Raw genomic sequence first — 19,796 nt, 5'->3', positions numbered from 1 at the left:
ATTGATGGAATCGGCGGTGCCGCTCCGCAGTGGCCTTCCGCCACACAAAAAGCCTCCCGGTGTTATTCGCCGGGAGGCTTTTCCTCTTTCCCTGACAAGGCTCAAGAAGGGAAAGGAAACATCCGGGGATGGGAACCTTTTTTTGCAGGGCCCCATCCCCGTTTTTTATCAACTGTCGTAGAACGACCGCAGAACCTGACTGCGCACGGGATGGCGGAGCTTGCGGAGCGCCTTGGCTTCGATCTGGCGGATACGCTCACGGGTTACGTTGAACAGCTTGCCCACTTCTTCAAGGGTATGGTCGGACTTTTCCCCGATGCCGAAGCGCTTGCGGAGCACCTGCTCCTCACGCGGCGTCAGATCCGCCAGCACGGACGCGATCTGCTCGGAGAGCTTGGTGTTGACCACCTCCTCGGCGGGCGCGACGGCCTTCTTGTCCTCGATGAAGTCCCCAAGGCTCGAATCTTCCTCGTCGCCGATGGGGGTTTCGAGGGAGATGGGCTCCTTGGCGATCTTGAGCACCTTCTTGACCTTATCCACAGGATATTCCATGCGATCCGCGATTTCTTCGGGAGTCGGGTCGCGTCCGAGTTCCTGAACGAGGTAGCGGGAGGTTCGGATGAGCTTGTTGATCGTCTCGATCATATGCACCGGGATGCGGATGGTGCGGGCCTGATCCGCAATGGCGCGGGTGATGGCCTGACGGATCCACCACGTGGCATAGGTCGAGAACTTGTAGCCGCGCTGGTACTCGAACTTGTCCACGGCCTTCATCAGGCCGATGTTGCCTTCCTGAATCAGGTCGAGGAATTGCAGGCCGCGGTTCGTGTACTTCTTGGCGATGCTGACCACAAGGCGCAGGTTCGAGCGGATGAGCTCCTGCTTGGCGCGCATGGCGGCGTTGTTGCCGCGCTTGATGCGCCAGAGCACTTCTTCAAGATCGCCCACATTGTGGCAGCATTTTTCCTGAAGGCGCTGGAGGATTTCGATCTTCCCAAGGATCATTTCCTTGTAGGAGAACAGCTCGTCCACGCTCATGTTCAATTCCTTGGCGGCGAGCACGGGGCTGATGTCGCGGGAATCGAGCTTGCGGAACAGTTCCTTGATTTCTTCCTGATTCTTGCCGGTGGACAGGAGGTAGGCCGACAGATCGCGCTGGCAGTTGCGCATCTGGCGGACATAGTCTTCCACCGTCTCGATGATCCGGTCGATGAGCGTCTTTTCCAGCTTGATGTCGCGCAGGCGCGTGACGATCTCTTCCTTGAACGCCATGATTTCCTTCTGAATAGCGGTAACGCGGCGCTCCAGCGTACAGCATTCGTCCAGCTTGGCGTAGATTTTGCGTTTTTTCTTGAACGTCTGGCGGATTTCCTCCAGCAGCAGGATGACGCGGGTACGCTGGTTCATCTCGTCTTCGGTGGGATCGTCTTCCTCAATGGTCTTGACCACATCCTTCAGCTTGATGCGGTTGAGCTTGAGGTCTTCGCCCACGTTGATGAGCTCTTCCACCGCGACCGGCACTTCCACGAGGGCGTACAGCACATCCTGCTCCCCTTGCTCGATCTTTTTGGCGATGGTTACTTCACCGTCACGATCGAGCAGCGGCACCGCCCCCATTTCGCGCAGGTACATGCGGACGGGGTCAGTGCTGCGGGAGGAAAAGTCGGCGGCGTCTTCGCTGTCCACCAGCTCAAGGCGTTCTTCGGACTGCTCTCCGTCCGTCTCCGCCGAGGTGACGGGGATTTTCTTGCCGTCCTTTTCCAGATCCACAATGGCGATTTCGAGCTGATCGAAGATCCCGATGATCTCCTCGAACTGCTCCGGCGTATTCATTTCCAGCGGGACAGCCTTGTTCACTTCCTCGAACGTGAGGAAGCCCATCTCTTTGCCTTTGGCGATGAGGCTCTTGATCTGCTGGATATCTTTAATGTTGTTCCCCATGAGTCCTCTCCAACGTTTCCTGAAGGGCGCGCAAATATTCCAAATCGGCCTCAAAATTGCCTGCGCCGGCTCCCTGACGCAATGCGGCCGAAACCGAGGCCGATTGCGCGGTCAAATGCAACGTATCAAGCATGGTGCGGATTGCGCCGAATTCACCCTCTTCGTTGTCGAGAGGGGGCACGTCCCCGGTGCGGCACCGGATCCAGAAACGCTTTTCCCTGGGGTCAAGATGCTGCACCACTTCATCCACAGGGTACTCTTCAAGTTTTTGCCAAAGATCCCGCGCCCACGCAGCGCCCAGAACCAGATGGGCCCCAAGCTCCCGGAGGCGGGGCAGAGAGGAGGGGTACCGGACCACGAAGGTCATGATTTCCCTGTCTCTGGGATTCGTCCGCACGGGCGGCTGGGTTTCCTGACCGCCCGCATTGCGCGGAAGCGCCCGCGCGCCGCGGCTCTCAACGATCCGCTCGCGCAGCTCGCTTTCCGCCAGCCCCAAGCCGGTGCTCAGCGTGGACGCGAAACGGCTGACGAGTTCGGGCAGTTCAACCTGCCTGAGGAACTCGCGCGCCCAGTCCACCGCCTCACGGGGGGCCATATCGCGCAGGCAACGCACGCAGAAGGCCATGCCCTCCGGCGCATTCCTGCGCAAATCCTCAAAAATGTCCGTCCCCTGCGTCCGCAGCAGGCTGTCGATGTCCTCGCCCTCCGGGAAAAGGACGACTTTGCAGGACAGCCCCCGCGTCAGCAGCATCTCGCACGCCCGGAGCGCGGCCTTGCGGCCCGGCCCATCGCCGTCGAAAAGCAGCTCCACATGCGACGTAAACCCTGAAATCCGTTTCACCTGTTCCGGGGTGAACGCCGTACCGAGCACGCCCACCGCGCTGGAGTAGCCGAACTGGTGCAGCGTCACCACATCCATGTAACCTTCCGTCAACATGGCGGGCTTTCCCGTCGCAATGGCGCGCCGGGCCTGCTGCAGGCCGTACAAGTGTTCGCCTTTTTTGTACAACTGCGAATCACTGCTGTTGATGTATTTGGCTTCGTCCTCGTCGGCGATGATGCGCCCGCCAAACGCGATGACGTTCCCCGAAAGGCTGCGGATGGGGAACATCAGCCGCCCGCGGAAACGGTCATAGGCCCTGCCCCGCTCGCTCTTGCCGAGCAGTGCGGCCTCCACCCCCATCGACTCGCTGAACCCGGCCCGCCGCAGCACTTCCGTGAGCGCCTGCCAATCCCGGCGGCTCCAGCCAAGCCCGAAGAGCTTCGCCACCTCTTCCGAAATCCCTCTCCGGGCCATATAGTCCCGGCACTCCGCACCGTCCCGGCCTGAGAGGTTCTCCATGAAATGCGCCGCCGCGATTTCATGGATTTTCAGCAGCTGCCGCCGCTTGGACATGGACTGCCCGGCGGGTTGGCCTTCGTATTTTTGCGGCCCGCGCTCCAGCGTGACGCCAGCCTCTTCCGCGAGCTGCTCAAGCGTTTCCTTGAAGTCCAGCCCGTTGATCTGCCCGTAAAAATCGAACAAATCGCCGGAAGCCTGACAACCGAAACAGTAAAAAAAACCTTCTTCCTCGTTGATGGAAAACGAGGGCTTGGTCTCCTGATGGAAAGGGCAAGGCGCTACCCAGCGAGGCCCATTGCGTTTCAGGTCTACGTACCGTCGGGCAATGTCCACCAGATTCAGGCGCGCCTTGATTTCCTGAATGGCTCTTGCGTTCCGTCCCATACGCTCCCGTACGCCTCCGGCGGCAAGGGGCACATGGCGCCGATGCCCGTAAAGCTCATTATCCGGTGCTCGCGGCCCTTCCGTCAGGCAGGCCGCTCCCTCCGGCTTTGTCCGGGGAAGGACTCCCCGCGCCCCGCATCTTGGAACGCGCCTTGATCGGGACTCTCAACAATCTCATGCCGTTTCCGCGGTCTTTCTCATATAAAGCAGGATCCGCCGCAGTCAAACCCTTTCCTCTCCTTATAAAGTTTTCAGGAGAGAAATGCGCTTGGGAAGGCGGGCCTCCCCTTACATTACTTGAAAGTAACAACCGTCACGCCGTCACCCCCCTGATCCTCCGGGGCCAGCGCGAACGAGGCGATGCCGGGAAACGTCTTCAAGAACGCGTGCACTTCCTTGCGCAGCGCCCCCGTACCGCGGCCGTGGACGATCTCCACACCCTCGCGCCCGGATAAAAGCGCCCGGTCGAGGTACTGCGACAATTCGCTGATGGCCTGATCCGCCCGCTTGCCGCGCAGATCCAGCCGGAGCAGGGACATTTCGGGATTGCCTCCGGCGGCCGTCCGCACCAACACGCCGGACTTCGGCTTAGCCGATTGCTGCGGCTCATCGGCTGGCCCAAGCATCGCGGCATCGGCCCACAGGGTCACGCCGTTCATATCCAGCTTGACCCGGTTCTGCCGAGCGTCGACTTCGCGCACCACGGCCTTCTTGTTCCAGGGGCGGTGCGTCACATGCTGGCCCGGCTTGAGATCCGCAATGCAGAATACCGGGGCCGCCTCTTCCTGTTCCGGCGAAACGTGCAGTTCGGCGCGAACCTTGGCAAGTTCCTTGAGGGCCTGCTTATGCCCGGCCTTGCCTTCCTGCCAGTCCTTCATGACCTTGGCGGACAGCTCGCGCACCTCTTTGATGAGGCGTTCACGCTCACGCTCGAAACGCTCCTGTACGGCTTTGCGTTTTTCACGGGTGCGCTGCTGCTCGGCCTTGAGCGCATCAAGCTCGCCTTCGCGCTTGGCGGCCAAAGCGTTCAGGCGATCCATCACCGCCGTCATATCCTGACCGTCCAGCAACAAATAGTGTTCCGCACGGCGCAACACCGATTCGGGAAGCCCGTGCTCGCGGGCCACGTCCAGCGCCTGGCTCGCGCCGACCTGATCGTAGGCCAGCCGGAACAGCGGCTTTTTCGTGCCCGGATCGAACAGCACCGAAGCGGCGCGCACGCCCTCACGGGTCAGGGCGTAGGTTTTCAGGGCCGGGAAATGCGTTGCGGCCACCACATGCGCCCCGCGTTCGAGGAGGCCGTCAAGCACGGCCTGAGCCAGCGCCGCACCCTGCGCGGGATCGGTTCCGGCGCCGAACTCGTCGAGCAGGATGAGCGTACGGCGATCCGTGGCCTCCCATGCGTTGCCGAGATGCCGGATCTGCGCCGTAAACGTGGAAAGGTGATCGTCAAGGCTCTGCTCGTCGCCGATGAACGCGTGGATGGACGTCCACCACGGGATGACGGAACCCTTCGCCGCCGGGACAGGCAGCCCGGCGAGCGTCATGACCGCCAGCAGGCCGAGCGTCTTGAGGCATACGGTCTTGCCGCCCGCGTTGCCGCCGCTGATGACGAGCGCGCGATCCGCAGGCCGGAAAATAAGGTCTACCGGATGCGGGCCGCCCCGCCTGCGGAGCTGCGGATCGAGCGCAAGAAGCGGGTGGCGCGCGCCGAGCAGGGACAAGGGCGCGTTTTCCCCGTCGGGGCTGATCGTGGCGCACGCTCCGTCGAACAAGGCCGCCAGCCCGCATTTGGCAAGCTCCACGTCCAGCCGGACCAGCAGCCCCCACGCCGAACGGATGAACGGCAATTCGTTCTGCACGATGTCCGTAAGGTAGCGCAGCACCTTGCGCTCTTCCTCCCGTTCCTCGCGCTTGAGCTCCTGCAGGCGGTTGTTCTGTTCCACGAGGAACAGCGGCTCGAAATAGCAGGTTTCGCCGGTATTGGAGTAATCGTGGATGATGCCCTGAATGCGGCCCTTGAAATTCGACTTGAGCGGCAGGACGTAACGATCCGAGGCCAGCGTCATGTAATCGTCCTGAAGGTACTGGGCGATGTTGTACTGGATCGCGAAATCCTTGACCTTACGCAGGCACATGAGGTGCAGGCGGCGCAGTTCGCCGCGCACGAACATCAGTTCGGGGGAGCTTTCATCCTTGATGAGCCCGTCGTCGCCAAGGCAGCGGGACAGGGCCGAAAGGGTCATCTCCGGCAAGGGCATGGACGCCACAAGATCCCGCAGTGAAGGCCACATGGCGCCGTTTTCATTGATGGACTGGGCGGCCTTGCGGCCCTGGAGCAGGGTTTCGCGGAGCGCCCACAGCGCGTCGGCGTCGAGCGGCGCGGAGGAGGGGGACGCCGCGGCCTTTTCCAGATGGGGGAAAAGCCCCTCAAGATCCGGGAAATCGGACAGGCGGAACCCGCTGTGCGCAGACCATGTGCGCACTTCGTCGAACAGGGTATGCGCGGCGTTGACGGCGTCCACATCGCGCAACGGGAAAAGGCCGAGGCTGACCCTGCGGCCTGCCTCGGACACACACAAGCCGGCAAGATGCTCCAGCACCTTGCCGAATTCGAGAGCCTTTATCGTACGGCTATCCATGCAAACTCACTTCCTCCCGGCGCGGCGTCCCGCGCGGGGGGCTAGCTCAGGCGCGCCTTGACCGCGGAGCTGACGGCCTTGCCGTCCACACGGCCTTTATAATCGCCCATCACGGACTGGATGACCTTGCCCATGCCGGACATATTGGTCACGCCAAGCGCGGCGATGGCGGCATCAATGGCGGCGGCCAGTTCTTCCTCGGAAAGCGGCTCGGGGAGGTAATCCTTCAAAATGGAAAGTTCGGCGGCTTCCTTCTCGGCAAGATCGGGCCGGTTGGCCGCTGTGAACTGCTCGATGGAGTCCTGACGCTGTTTGGCCTGCTTCTGGACGACGGAGGCAAGCTCTTCGTCGGTGACGGGCCGCATGAGTTCCACCTGCAGGTTCTTCGCCGCCGTCTTCAAAAGGCGCAGCACGCCCAAACGCAGGCCATCCTTGGCCTTGTAGGCGGCAATGTAGTCCTGCTCGATACGCGTTGTCAGAGACATGACAATTCCCCGAAGATGATGATTGAAAAAACACGGAAAGCCGAAAGGACTTCCCGTGTATCCACCTCTATCGCCTATGAAATCGCCCGTCCCGGCGCCGGAAAGGCAAACGGGACAAACACGGAAACGCTCCGCTCGTCTACGGGAGGAGCCCCGCCAAAAAGGACGGGATGCACTCCCGTCAAAACGATGGAGCGTTCCAAACCCCTTGCCTTTCCGTTTCCGCATCCGGGAGGATGAAGAAACGGAAGGGACTAGGCGGCGTTCATCTTACGCATTTTCTTCAGCAGACGCTTGCGGGCGGCGGCCTTTTTCTTCTTGCGCATGACACTCGGCTTTTCAAAGTGCTGGCGCTTCTTCATTTCAGACAAAATGCCAGCCTTTTCCACCTGCTTCTTGAAGCGGCGCAGAGCGATATCGAAGTTGTAGTCGTCTTCGTTCAGAAAGACTCCAGGCATTGGTCATCACCCCCTCTTTGCGTAATACTCTCCAAGGAGGGCGACAAAAACACCCGGCCTGAAGACAGAAAGAGGAAGATAGACGACTTTTCAAAAAAAGGCAAGCCCTAATGACTTTCCGCCGGGTGCTCCTCGCCGTGGCAGCCGCAGCCGCCCCGGCAGGTCTCCCAGACCGAGCGCAGGATCACATAGCCCACGCCGGTGCCGATCACGAACAGCACGAGGTAGAGCACCCCGAAGAAGACCGCGAAATCGGGGGACCACCACGGAATGTCCTGAGGAAGGGGGCTGTGGATCGTTTCGCCGTGCAACATCTGCTTTCTCCTTACTTGTTTAGCGCATCCTTGAGCATCTTTCCGGGACGGAACCGCACCACCTTGGAGGCCGCGATGGTGATGACTTCGCCGGTACGGGGGTTACGTCCCTGGCGTTCCTGACGCGTTTCCGCCGCGAACGTGCCGAAGCCGGTCAAGGTGAGCTTGCCGTCTTCCGCCAGCATTTCCTGAACGGATTCCAGCATGGCATTGAGGGAACGTTCCGCGGCCGCTTTGGTCATGTTGGCCCGGGCCGCAATCTGCGCGACGAGATCTGCCTTGGTCATCATCGACTCCTTGTGCTCGTTTCGGACTGCGGTCGACGGGGCATGATACACCACCACGACCCGCTCCGCAATCGCGCCCGCCATCACAGGGCAGCACCTTTTATCCGGCACAACGCCCTCTGATCATGGGGCATTTATTGGGGCAAAACTTGGATCAGCCGTTCTTTTGGTCAATCATGTTTTTTCGGGGAAGTCAACTCCCCGAACTTCCAAAAATCCCGGCAAGCTGCTGAAACTGTTCCGGCGTGAGCGTCTCAGGGCGCGCTTCCGGGGCGATCCCCAGCCGTTCGAGCGCGGCGGCGGTGCCGTCCCTGCCCGCACGCCGGAGGATCGACTGCAACTGCTTGCGCCGCAGTTGGAAACAGAGCTTCAGTACGGAGGAAAGGGCCTTCGGGTCCGCGGGATGCCGCTCCCTCGGCAAAGGGATGAAGGTGACCACGGCGGAATCCACCTTCGGGGGCGGATTGAACGCACCGGGCCCGACCACAAACCCCCACTCGACCCGGACATAGCTCTGGATCCAGACGGAAAGCGCGCCGTAGTCCTTGGTTCCCGGCTTGGCGTACAGCCGTTCGGCCACTTCCTTCTGCACCATGAACACCGCCCGCGTCAGCTCCGGCGTCCGGGACACTATATCCCACATGAGCGGCGAACCGATATTATAAGGCAGGTTGCTGATGATTTTCCACGGGCCTTCCAGCGACTCCCAAGGAAAGGCCAGCGCGTCGGCGTTGAGCACCTGCACGGCGGGGGCGGGGCGCTCCAGCCCGGCATGATGGGCCGCCCAATAGCTGTCCTTTTCAATGAGGCGGAATTCGGCGGGGCCCCGTTCGTGGATGATGCCGGTGATGGCCCCCGGGCCGGGGCCGATCTCCAACACCCGATCCTCCGGCCCGATCCGCAACAGATCCACGATGCGGGCCGAGGTTTTGGCGTCTTTCAAAAAATGTTGGCCAAGGCTCTTCTTGGCGCGAGGTGCAGCAGTCAAAACATCCCCCACACGGTTCAGGGAAAAAGGCGTTTTCCCATTGGAGCCGAAATACTACCCTTTTCACCCCGGCTGTCAATGATCCGCGGGGTTAACCCCGCGGATCCTTCCCTCTCTTTGCACAAAAAGACACAAGCGCCGCGCCCCGGTTCCGCAGCCCGGAAAAAACGCAGCAACCACGCGGGGGAAAAGACCCCCTTGACATCTATGGAGACTACTCCCTATGACAAACGGTAAGAACAGATCGAAAGCGGGCCCGCCGTGCGCGGGGCCTCACAGAGATCCTTTTTCCCGCGCCCCGCTGCGCGGGGAACATAAACGGCACTCCCTCCGGGGCGACCCGGAAGGGACTGGTAACACCCATAGAAGCAGGAGAGGACTATGTCCAAAGCCTTGGATAGCCAGCGAACCTACGCCCTGATCGGTACAGGCGGCTGCGGAAAAACCTCACTGGCGGAAATGCTGCTCTTCCAGAGCGGCGTCATCAACCGTCTGGGAGCCATTGAAGAAGGCACGACCACTCTTGATTACGAACCGGAAGAAATCAAGCGCCGCGGCTCCATCCAGCCCGGATTCGCCACTTTCCTCTGGAACAAGGATCGCCACTTCCTCATGGACGTCCCCGGCGACACCAACTTTACCGGTGACCTTCCCTACCTGCTGATGGGCGTCGACGCGGCCGTCCTCGTCATCGATGCCGTCGACGGCGTGCGCCCCCTTACCCGCCGCATTTGGAACGCCGTGCGCGAAGCCGGGCTGCCGTCCCTCGTGTTCATCAATAAAATGGATCGCGACCGCGCCGACTTCGACATGGCCTTCAACGGCCTTTCCGCCGTGCTCGGCATGAAGCCCGTCACCCTGTACATGCCCATCGTGGATGGCGACGCCTTTACCGGCATCGTGGACATCCTTGGCGGCAAGGCCCTCATGTTCGGCGAAAACGGCGCCGTGACCGAGGCCCTCATCCCCGAAGCCCTCGCGGACGAGGCAGCCCTCCTGCACGACACCACCGTTGAGAACATCGCCGAATCCGACGAAGAGCTGATGGAAAAATACCTTGAGGAAGGCTCCCTTTCCGCGGAAGACCTCGCCGCCGGCCTGCGCAGGGGCGTGCTCAACGCGGCCCTGACCCCGGTCGTGGTGGGTTCCTCCCTCGAAAACAAGGGCGGGCGCGAACTGCTCGACGCCATCGCCCGCCTCTTCCCCTCGCCGCTCGAACGCCCGGCCTTCCTCGACGCCGAGGGCAACGAACGCATTTCCAGCGACGAAGGCCCGGCTTGCGGCCTCGTCTTCAAAACCATTGCCGACCCGTTCTCCGGCCAGCTCAACATGGTGCGCGTGATCTCCGGCACCATCAGCTCCGATTCAACGCTCAAAAACATGCGTACCGAGGAACCCGAACGCCTCGGCACCCTCCTCTATCTTGACGGCAAAGCGCAGACGCCCTGCAAGGACGTTCTCGGCCCCGGCGCAATCATCGCGGTGGGCAAGCTGAAAAATACCCGTACAGGGGACACGCTCAGCGACGACAAGGCCCCCTTTGCGGTCGCCATGCCGCAGCTCGCCCCGCAGCTCATCACCTTCGCCCTCGCGCCGAAGGAAAAGGGCGACGAAGACAAGGTGTACGCCGCCGTCCAGAAGCTGCTGGATGAGGACGTGACCTTGAAGCTGAGCCGTGACGAAGAATCCGGCGACATCCTGCTTTCGGGCATGGGCCAGCTCCACATCGAAACCGCCGTTGAGCGCGCCAAGCGCCGCTACAAAGTGGAAATCCTGCTCAAGACGCCCAAGGTTCCCTACCGTGAAACCGTTCGCGGCAAGGTGCAGGTGCAGGGCCGCCACAAGAAGCAGAGCGGCGGACGCGGCCAGTTCGGTGACTGCTGGATCGAAATGGAAGGGCTGCCGCGCGGTTCCGGCTACGTGTTCGAGGACGCCATTGTCGGCGGTGCCATCCCGCGCAACTACATCCCCGCCATTGACAAGGGGATTCAGGAAAGCGCGGCCCGCGGCTTCATCGCCGGGTGCCCGGTCGTCGACTTCAAGGTTCGCCTCTATGACGGCAGCTACCACACGGTCGACTCCTCGGAAATGGCCTTCAAGGTGGCCGGTTCCCTGGCCTTCAAAAAGGCCCTTGAATCCCTGAAGCCCATCCTGCTCGAACCCATCGTGCTGCTTTGCGTTTCCGTGCCGGACGAGTACATGGGCGACGTCATCGGCGACCTCTCCTCGCGCCGCGGCAAGGTGCTCGGTTCCGACTCTCAGGTCGGCATCACGGAAATCAAGGCCCACATCCCCATGAGCGAAGTGCTCCGCTACGCGCCGGAGCTTCGCTCCATCACAGGCGGGCAGGGCGTTTTCACGATGGAGTTTGACCACTACGAAGAAGCCCCGCAGCCCATCGTCGACAAGGTCATCGCCGAGTATCAGAAAACGAAGGGCGAAGAATAGGGAATGCCTCCGGCGGCAAGGGGCTCTGCCCCTTGACCCCGCTGGGGGGAATGATTCCCCCCAGACCCCCTCAAGGCCAAAGAAGGGCGGTTCCGCATCCGGCTTGCGCCGGACACGGAACCGCCCTTCTTTGGCCCCGATGCCCTCAGCCGTATCCCGCTTGAAAAAAACGCTGAAACGGCGGCGTTATCTTCCTCAAACAAGGCTCTGTCCTATAAAAGAATCTGTTTTGGTATGGCTGTGTTATAGTTTACGGTTGATGATTTTTTCAATGAAAATCAATAGATAAAAGCTCGCTCCACGTCTGGTGATGTGGGCCTCTCTCATTTTTTGTTCATTACATGAAATCCAGTTTTGAAGAATTGTTGCGATACCTCCAAATAATTTCCAAAGAACTCTTCCTTTCCAGTTGGAATCTTGTATCAGCCACAAACTTAAACACAGCCTTGGTATTTATTAACACCATTAAATTTTTAGGCTCTATCATAAAAAATGGCTGATGCTTTCTTTTTTGAAAATCCAAGAAGTAGCCAAGGAAAAGGTTTCAACCACAGCGTCCGCCAACGGAAGAAGTGGAAAAAACAGCCGTATTTTCACCATACTGTGGAGATGGAACAACCACATCCTACGATAGGGCCAAATTTCATAAACTGTGTCGTAGAAAGTGGCTGATGTTTTAAAATTCCAAAGGGATAACCGAGAAAGGCCCCACCCATGAAGCCCTCCACAGGGAGACATTCACTTTTGCAATGAAAGCTGCATTTCAGCTATCTGAAATTCAAAAATAATTTTTTTAAAAAGGCTCTGTCATAGTACGTGGTTGTTTCATCTCCACAACACAGTGAAAATATAGCCTTTTCTCCAGTTTTTCCCTTGGCGGACTTTATCGCTGAGGCATTTTATTGGTTATTCCATTCAAACTTCAAGGAAAAAGGCATCAGCCATTTTCTATGACACAGCCAAATAAAACAACCAAATCCCTATAATAGAGCCATAACACCAGATAAAAAGGGAATACTGCGGACAGGGATTCAATAAACGCGAAAGTCTTTGGAGAGGGTGGGGGGAGGTTTGGAGGGGGGCGGGAGAAGCCTTTCTTCAGAAAGGTTCTCCCGCCCCCCTCCAATTCACCTTTTCACCTTTCCCTACCCCCTACGCCTCGATCTTCGTGCCGAGGAGCTTGAGATACAGGGACATCCACTCAGGATGCGCGGGCCACGCCGGGCCGGTAACAAGGTTCCCGTCAACAAAGGCGTTGCTGGCGGTCGCGTTGGGCTCGCACCAGACGCCCCCGGCGTCCACCACGTCGGGCTTCACGGCAGGATAGGCCGTGCAGGAGCGCCCCTTGAGGATACCGGCGGAAACCAGCATCTGCTGGCCGTGGCAAATCGCCGCAATGGGCTTCTTCGCCGCGTCCATCTCACGGATGATCTCGATGACGCGCGGGTTCAGGCGCAGATATTCGGGAGAACGGCCGCCGGGCACGACGAGCCCGTCATAGGCGGCGCAATCCACAGCGTCAAAATCGGCGTTGATCTGGAAATTGTGGCCACGTTTTTCCGTATAGGTCTGATACCCCTCAAAATCATGCACGGCGGTGGCGATCACGTCGCCCGGCTTCTTGCCGGGGCTGACCACATCGACATCGTGGCCCACCATCAAAAGCATCTGATACGGAACCATGATCTCGTAATCCTCAACAAAGTCACCAGCCAACATCAATATTTTCTTTTTTGCCATATCGCTTGCTCCTTGATTCGGGTTTATAGCCGATTCTACATCGGGGATACGCGAACACGCAAGGATAAAGCATCCAAAATCCCCGGTGCGCAAGGATAAATACCGATTTTGCTTGACAGCGGAAAAAAGAGGGGCTATTTGGATTCCTGCGGAAGAAAAAGGCGACTTTTTCTTCTCATCCTGTCTGGCCGCGGCAGAGCGGCCCTACTGGGGTGGCCTGAGACGGCCCCCTTTTTTTTATGCCGAGCCCCTTTTTCTCCCTGAGGACGGGGCAATACGGAGAACATCAAGACGCATGAGTCATCCCGATAGAATCGAATTCATCACCGAACTGGTCACCCCTCTGGCGGCCTCCCTTGGGCTGGCTGTCTGGGGCGTTGAGCTGGGCGGCGCCGCCCGCCCCATCGCCCGGATCTATGTCGACGTCCTTCCCGGCGCCGAACCCGCCCCTTCCGATGGGGCCTCCGGCGAAGCGGGACTGCTCCCGCAGGGCGTCACCATCGATCAGTGCGCGGAACTGTCGCGGCTCGCGGGCCTCGCCCTCGATGTGGAAGACCCTTTCGCCACCAACTGGACGCTCGAAATTTCCTCTCCGGGGCTCCAGCGCCCCTTCTTCAAAATCGACCAGTTGAGAAATTACGTAGGGCGCGAGCTGGAAGTCGTGCTTGCGGCACCGCTCGACACGTGGCCGGGGCGCAAGAAATTTTTCGGAGCCCTCGTTGCCGTCGCCGACGAGGAATTCACGCTCAGCCTGCCCGACACCCGCCGGAAGGCCGAAGAGCCTGAAGAAGTCACCATCGCCTGGCCTTTTGTGCGCAAGGCGACCCTCGTCCACCACTTCCCCGAACCGGGCAAGAAGCCCGGCGGCAAGAAAGACTCCAAAGATTCCAAGGGTACACGCGGAGGCGCTGCATGAATTTGGAACTGAAAAAGGCCATCGACCAGATCAGCAAAGACAAAGGGCTCGATCGCGATATGCTCGTGGATACGCTTGAGGACGCCGTCCGCACTTCCGTTATCCGCAAGTACGGCGAGAACATCGACGTCGAAGTCAGCTACAACGACGACACCGGGGAAATCCAAGTCCACCAGTTCAAGATCGTCGTTGACGACGTGGCCGATCCCGATACCGAAATCGACATCGAAAAGGCCCGCGAGCTCGATCCTTCCGTGCAGATCGACGACGAAATCGGCTTTCCCCTCAAGGTGACCGACCTCGGACGCATCGCGGCCCAGTCCGCCAAGCAGGTGATCATCCAGCGTATGCGCGACGCCGAACAGGAACTCATCTATGAAGAGTTCAAGGATCGCGTGGGCGAAATCTGCAGCGGTATCATCCAGCGCCGCGACAAGGGCGGCTGGATCATCAACCTCGGCCGGACGGAAGCCATCCTTCCCAAGGAAGAGCAGATCCCCCGCGAGCATTACAAGCGCGGCGATCGCGTGCAAGCCCTGATCATCGAGGTCAAGAAAGAAGGCCGCGGCCCGCAGATCGTCATTTCGCGTTCGCACCGCGACTACACCGCCGCCCTCTTCCGCCGCGAGGTGCCGGAAGTCGACGACGGCACCGTGCAGATCATGGGCGTCGCCCGCGATCCGGGCAGCCGCGCCAAAGTCGCCGTGCTTTCCCGTGAACGCGACGTCGATCCCGTGGGCGCCTGCGTGGGCGTGCGCGGTTCCCGCATCCAGAACATCGTGCAGGAACTCCACGGCGAACGTATCGACATCGTGGTCTGGAGCCCCGAAATTTCGACCTATGCCCGCAACGCGCTGGCTCCGGCCGTGATTTCCCGCATTGTGGTCGATGAGGCCGAAAACCTCCTCGAAGTCACCGTGCCTGACGATCAGCTCACCAGCGCCATCGGCCGCAAGGGGCAGAACGTCAAGCTCGCCGCCAAGCTGCTTGGCTGGAAAATCGATATTTTCACTGAAACCCGCTACAACGAAACCAACGCCATCGGCCGCGGGCTTGAGCAGGTCGCCAGTGTGGCCGAAGTCTCCGTGGACAGCCTCGTGAGCGCCGGATTCACCACGCTGGAACAGCTCCAGGATGCGACCGATGAAGAACTGTCCGAAAAGCTCAGCCTCTCGGACAGCCGTATCGGCGATTTGCGTGCGGCTATCAACTTCCTCTCTCCCGTAGTGGGCGAATCGGCCGACAAGGCCGATGCCGATGCGGACAAGGCCGACGAAACGGCGGCCGGGGAAGGCGAATAGCATGGACCGGGGGCATGTGCCCACCCGGATGTGCGCCATATGCAGAAGGCGCATGCCCAAACAGGAGCTCGTGCGCCACGTTCTGTCCCCGCAGGGGGGGGAATTTCTGGTCGATGAGAGCCAAACCCAGCCCGGACGCGGCTGGTATGTATGCTCGGAAACGGCCTGCCGGGAAAAATTCCGGCGGTTCCGCACAGGCGGGCGGAAGCGTAAGGGAGATTAGTGCATGACTGAAGACAAGACCAAGGTGAAAGACCTTGCGACGGAGCTTGGCGTACCGACCAAGAATCTTTTGCAGGCGTTGCGTGAGCTGGATATTCCGGCGAAAAGCACTTCCAGCAGCATTGCTGCGGAGGACATCGAGCGCGTGAAGAACCATTTGAAAGACTCCGCCGCATCCGAACAGGGCGGCCGCCGCGAAGTGCAGTCCGGCGTCATTGTCCGCCGCCGCAGCAAGTCCGCCGAGGACGCCGCGGCTGAAGGCGAAGAGGCGCCCCGCGCGGAACGCAGGGCCCCGCGTGAAAGCCAGACGCCCACGGCCCGCATCGTCAGCGTGCCCGGCGCATCCGAGGCACAGGCCCCCGCGCCGGCCCCGTCTGCGGAGCCCGCAGCGCCGGCCGCTCCGAAAGTTTCCGTGCAGGAGCCTGTGAAGGAAGCCGCCGGGGAAAAGCCCGCTCCGGCTGCCGAAGCGGACAAGGCCGACGAGCAGAAGCCGCGCCAGCCGCGCGACAACCGGCAGAAAAAGCGTTCCGGGCTGCGTGAAGCCACCCCGGCCGCCAAGGTGATCAGCCGTCCTCAGGACATCGCCGCCGCCAAAGCCGCCGAGGAGGCCGCTGCAAAGGCCGCCGCCGAAGCAGCCGCCGCTGCCGCGAAAGCTGCCGCCGAAGCCGCCGCTGCCGCAGCCAAGAAAGCTGAAGAAGCCGAAAAGCCCCGCAAGGCGCAGCCCGCCGCCTCCGCGCGGCCAGAAGGCTCTTCCGCGCCTTCACTGCTGCCTCCGGTTTCCGAAGGCAACCGCTCCAATGCCTCCTCTTCCTCCGAAGGCGAAGACGACGAGCGCCGCGACCGCCGCAAGCCGCGCCGTCCCCAGGAACCGGCCACGCCGCAGGTTCGTGTCATTTCCCGCCCCGATCCCGCAGCCGTAGCCGCCGCCCGCACGCAGCAGGCCGCCTCGTCCGACGGACGCGACAGCCGCGGCGCCGGACGCGATGGGCAGGCACGGGACGGACGTCCCGGACAGTCGCGTGATGGACGCCCCGGACAGGGACGCGACGACAACCGCCCGGCCCGTACCGGCTATCAGGGCCAGCGCTCTGCCGGTGGGGGAGCCCCCGGAGGCTTCGCTCCCGGTGCCGCGCCCGGCGGGCCGCTCCCGGATCGGGAAGGCCAGAGCAAAAAGAAGCGCAACAACAAGAGCCGCCGCACTATTGATTTTCAGGATTCAATGGGCGCCGGGCGCCGCCGCGACGAGGATATGGATGATATGCCGCGCAGAGGCGGACGCAGACGGCCCAAGAATACCAGCCGTCCTGTGTCTCAGGTTACGCAGCCCATCAAGGCCGCCAAGCGCAAGATCCGCGTCGAAGAAGCCATCCGTGTGGCGGACATGGCTCACCAGATGGGCCTGAAGTCCAATGAAATCATTAAGGTGCTGTTCAACCTCGGCATCATGGCGACCATCAACAAGGCGCTGGACATCGACACGGCCTCCGTCGTAGCCGCCGAATTCGGCTATGAAGTGGAAAAGGTGGGCTTCGCCGAGGAACAGTATCTGGCGGAACACCGCATTGAGGACTTGCCTGAACAGCTCAAGCGCCGTCCTCCGGTCGTGACCATCATGGGCCATGTCGACCACGGCAAAACCTCGCTGCTCGACGCCATCCGCAAGACCAACGTGACCAGCGGCGAAGCGGGCGGCATCACCCAGCACATCGGCGCGTACCATGTAAAGACCAAGCGCGGCGAAATCGTGTTCCTTGATACGCCCGGCCACGAAGCGTTCACCGCCATGCGTGCCCGCGGCGCGCAGGTGACCGACCTTGTGGTGCTGGTCGTCGCCGCCGACGACGGCGTCATGGAGCAGACCCGCGAAGCCGTGAACCACTCCCGCGCCGCCGGCGTGCCGATCATGGTTGCGGTCAACAAGATGGACAAGCCCACGGCCAACCCTGACCGTGTGCTTCAGGAGCTCGCCTCCCTCGGCCTCGTGCCCGAAGAATGGGGCGGGGATACCGTGGTCTGCAAAGTTTCCGCCAAGACCCGCGACGGCCTCGACGAAATGCTTGAAATGCTGGCCCTCCAAGCCGACATCCTTGAGCTCAAGGCCAACCCGGACAAGCCTGCCCGCGGGCACATCGTGGAAGCCAAGCTCGACAAGGGCCGCGGCCCCGTGGCGACCGTGCTCATTCAGGAAGGTACGCTCCATCAGGGCGACACCTTCGTGTGCGGCGTATTCAGCGGCCGCGTGCGCGCCATGTTCAACGACCAGGGCCGCAAGGTCAAAGAGGCCGGGCCGTCCATCCCTGTGGAAGTGCAGGGCTTTGAGGGCGTGCCGGAAGCCGGTGAGGAGTTCATCTGCCTTGAGGACGAAAAGCTGGCCCGCCGCATTGCGGAAAGCCGCGCCGTCAAGCTGCGTGAACGCGAACTCGCCAAGCAGTCCCGTGTGACCCTCGAAACCTTCCTGTCCCGCAAGGCGGACGATCAGGAAGCGCTTGTGCTCAACCTCGTCGTCAAGTCCGACGTGCAGGGCTCCCTCGAAGCCATCGTGGATGCGCTCAACAAGCAGAGCACGGAAAAGGTGCGCATCAACATCATCCACGGCGGCACCGGCGCGATCACGGAATCCGACATCCTGCTGGCTTCGGCTTCCGACGCCATCATTATCGGGTTCAATGTGCGTCCCACGGCGAAGGTCAAGGAAATGGCCGAACACGAAAGCGTGGACATCCGTTTCTACGACATCATTTACAAGCTCGTGGACGAGATCAAGAGCGCCATGGCCGGCCTGCTCGCTCCCGTCAGCCGTGAGGTGTACCTCGGTCAGGCCGAAGTGCGCGAAGTCTTCTCCGTGCCCAAGGTCGGCTCCATCGCGGGCAGCCATGTCGTCGACGGCAAGCTCACCCGCAGCGCCAGCATCCGCCTGCTCCGCGACGGCGTGGTCGTACACAACGGCAGGATTGCCTCGCTCCGCCGCTTCAAGGACGACGTCCGCGAAGTCCTCAAGGGCTACGAGTGCGGCATCAGCCTCGAAAACTTCAACGACATCAAGGTCGGCGACGTTATCGAAGCCTTTGAAATGGTCGAAGAAGCCGCTACGCTGTAGCGGTGGTGTGGAATAGATGAATTGGAGGGGGGAGGGAGAACCTTTCTGAAGAAAGGCTTCTCCCTCCCCCCTCCAAACCTCCCCTCTCCCTCTCCAAAGACTTTCCTATGCGGGCGTCGGTTCCGGCTTCGTTCTCAGCAACGGGCCGATCGGTGCCCTTCCTTTGCATGGACAATTCAGCGCCAGTATGCCTTCGCAGAGTGAAGAGCTGAGATGAATTATAGCAATCGGTTGGCGTTTTACTGCTTGAAAGGGAGATTCTCCTTTTCGATGATTTTCTAAAAGGCTGTGTTATAGAAAATGGTTGATGCTTTTTTCCTTGAAACTCCAAAGGGATAACCGGAAAAATACCTTAGCCGTGGATCCCGCTAAGGGAAAAACCGGAGAAAAAGGCTGTATTTTCAGTGTGCTGTGGAGATAAAATAACCATATACCATAACAGAGCCTTCTAAAATATTTATTTCGGATTTCAGAGAGCTGAAATGCGGGTTTCCTTGCAAAGTGAAGGTTTCGTTTGAAAAGCCCAATGGACAATGGTTTTGCCGCAGGATATGATAGTATCTTCTTTACAATGCAGGAAAATACTGTCTTTTGATCTAATTTCAGCTCCATTGCTCGCCTGCTGCAAAACCGCGCTCCCGTCCTGCGGCACTGCAAAGACAGCATTGCTTCAGCCGTTGCCGTTTTAGAGCGTTTTCACGTTAAAAATGCTCTTCCGACTGCGGGAAACAGACAGTCGCTGCGAAGGCATAAGTACACATTATTTGTGCTGTCCAATGCCGGAGCAAGCGTGTCTTAAACTTTAATATTGTAAAATTTTGGCTCTGTTACAGTATATGGTTGTTTTATCCCTATCGCACGGTGAAAATACAGCCTTTTTCTCCGGTTTTCCCCTTTGCGGAATCCAAGGTTACGACATTTTTCGGTTAACCCATTGGAACTTCAAGTAAAAAGTATCAATCATTTTCTTTGCCACAGCCCAAAAATAAAAATCAATTGTTTGTTATAATACAGCCATAAACAATAGCTCTTCCGTAGCAGAAGACTGACATTCTATTTCATGTAATTCAATACATACTAAAGAAAAGTTTTTCGTTATTGAAATTGCCAATAAATGTCTTAAAAAATCATATAAACTAAATAAGTATACTATTATTTTGTTCAATATAAGGCTATGATTGTCCTAACTGATCAATAAAAGCCTCAACTATAAATTCTTCCAACAATAAAT

15 protein-coding genes are annotated in these 19,796 nt (G+C 59.7%); 6 read left to right on the top strand and 9 right to left on the bottom strand.

Annotation, left to right across the window (positions count from 1 at the left end):
* Nucleotides 1-168: 168 nt before the first annotated feature.
* The 8 genes from rpoD to rsmA all read right to left on the bottom strand — a co-directional run bounded on the left by rpoD (nt 169) and on the right by rsmA (nt 8,841).
* Nucleotides 169-1,941, bottom strand: a complete 1,773-nt coding sequence (gene rpoD / locus ACZM8Y_RS13195; protein ID WP_302551411.1) for an RNA polymerase sigma factor RpoD — start codon at nt 1,939-1,941, stop codon at nt 169-171.
* Complete coding sequence (gene dnaG, locus ACZM8Y_RS13190; RefSeq protein WP_308770585.1) at nt 1,925-3,667, bottom strand: DNA primase; 1,743 nt, start codon at nt 3,665-3,667, stop codon at nt 1,925-1,927. Before dnaG ends, rpoD begins: the two co-directional genes overlap by 17 nt.
* A gap of 293 nt (nt 3,668-3,960) precedes the next feature.
* Complete coding sequence (locus ACZM8Y_RS13185; RefSeq protein WP_479858863.1) at nt 3,961-6,309, bottom strand: endonuclease MutS2; 2,349 nt, start codon at nt 6,307-6,309, stop codon at nt 3,961-3,963.
* A 41-nt stretch (nt 6,310-6,350) separates the two neighbouring features.
* Nucleotides 6,351-6,794: a GatB/YqeY domain-containing protein gene (locus ACZM8Y_RS13180; protein WP_302551414.1), complete on the bottom strand. Its 444-nt coding sequence runs from the start codon at nt 6,792-6,794 to the stop codon at nt 6,351-6,353.
* 254 nt (nt 6,795-7,048) lie between these two features.
* A complete protein-coding gene (gene rpsU, locus ACZM8Y_RS13175; protein ID WP_005025074.1) occupies nt 7,049-7,252 on the bottom strand; it encodes a 30S ribosomal protein S21 in 204 nt (67 codons plus the stop codon).
* Nucleotides 7,253-7,359: 107 nt separating this feature from the next.
* Nucleotides 7,360-7,566, bottom strand: a complete 207-nt coding sequence (locus tag ACZM8Y_RS13170) for a hypothetical protein (RefSeq protein ID WP_302551415.1) — start codon at nt 7,564-7,566, stop codon at nt 7,360-7,362.
* 11 nt (nt 7,567-7,577) lie between these two features.
* Nucleotides 7,578-7,853, bottom strand: coding sequence for an HU family DNA-binding protein (locus ACZM8Y_RS13165; RefSeq protein ID WP_302551427.1), 276 nt, complete (start codon nt 7,851-7,853; stop codon nt 7,578-7,580).
* A gap of 193 nt (nt 7,854-8,046) precedes the next feature.
* A complete protein-coding gene (rsmA, locus tag ACZM8Y_RS13160) occupies nt 8,047-8,841 on the bottom strand; it encodes a 16S rRNA (adenine(1518)-N(6)/adenine(1519)-N(6))-dimethyltransferase RsmA (protein WP_482333085.1) in 795 nt (264 codons plus the stop codon).
* Between the two features lie 381 nt (nt 8,842-9,222).
* Here rsmA and ACZM8Y_RS13155 point away from each other — a divergent pair, with 381 nt between their 5' ends.
* Nucleotides 9,223-11,289, top strand: a complete 2,067-nt coding sequence (locus tag ACZM8Y_RS13155; protein WP_479858865.1) for an elongation factor G — start codon at nt 9,223-9,225, stop codon at nt 11,287-11,289.
* Between the two features lie 816 nt (nt 11,290-12,105).
* Nucleotides 12,106-12,243: a hypothetical protein gene (locus ACZM8Y_RS13150; protein ID WP_489501781.1), complete on the top strand. Its 138-nt coding sequence runs from the start codon at nt 12,106-12,108 to the stop codon at nt 12,241-12,243.
* Nucleotides 12,244-12,441: 198 nt separating this feature from the next.
* Here the strand turns inward: ACZM8Y_RS13150 and ACZM8Y_RS13145 are convergent, their stop codons facing one another.
* Nucleotides 12,442-13,029, bottom strand: a complete 588-nt coding sequence (locus ACZM8Y_RS13145; protein ID WP_482334418.1) for a DJ-1/PfpI family protein — start codon at nt 13,027-13,029, stop codon at nt 12,442-12,444.
* Between the two features lie 295 nt (nt 13,030-13,324).
* Between ACZM8Y_RS13145 and ACZM8Y_RS13140 the strand changes: the two genes are divergently transcribed.
* The 4 genes from ACZM8Y_RS13140 to infB are packed head-to-tail and all read left to right on the top strand — an operon-like array spanning nt 13,325 to nt 18,565.
* Nucleotides 13,325-13,945 carry an LSm family protein gene (locus ACZM8Y_RS13140; protein WP_302551419.1) on the top strand — a complete coding sequence of 207 codons (621 nt, stop codon included), beginning with the start codon at nt 13,325-13,327 and terminating at the stop codon, nt 13,943-13,945.
* Nucleotides 13,942-15,246: a transcription termination factor NusA gene (gene nusA / locus ACZM8Y_RS13135; RefSeq protein ID WP_479859390.1), complete on the top strand. Its 1,305-nt coding sequence runs from the start codon at nt 13,942-13,944 to the stop codon at nt 15,244-15,246. The genes ACZM8Y_RS13140 and nusA overlap by 4 nt, the downstream gene beginning before the upstream one ends.
* Entirely contained in the window at nt 15,197-15,469 is a 273-nt protein-coding gene (locus ACZM8Y_RS13130; protein WP_487474647.1) for a YlxR family protein, read from the top strand. Before nusA ends, ACZM8Y_RS13130 begins: the two co-directional genes overlap by 50 nt.
* 3 nt (nt 15,470-15,472) lie before the next feature.
* Nucleotides 15,473-18,565 carry a translation initiation factor IF-2 gene (gene infB, locus ACZM8Y_RS13125; RefSeq protein WP_479859391.1) on the top strand — a complete coding sequence of 1,031 codons (3,093 nt, stop codon included), beginning with the start codon at nt 15,473-15,475 and terminating at the stop codon, nt 18,563-18,565.
* The last annotated feature ends 1,231 nt before the right edge of the window (nt 18,566-19,796 follow it).

This window comes from Bilophila sp., assembly GCF_057864385.1.
This window is presented reverse-complemented; position numbering and strand designations above follow the sequence as displayed.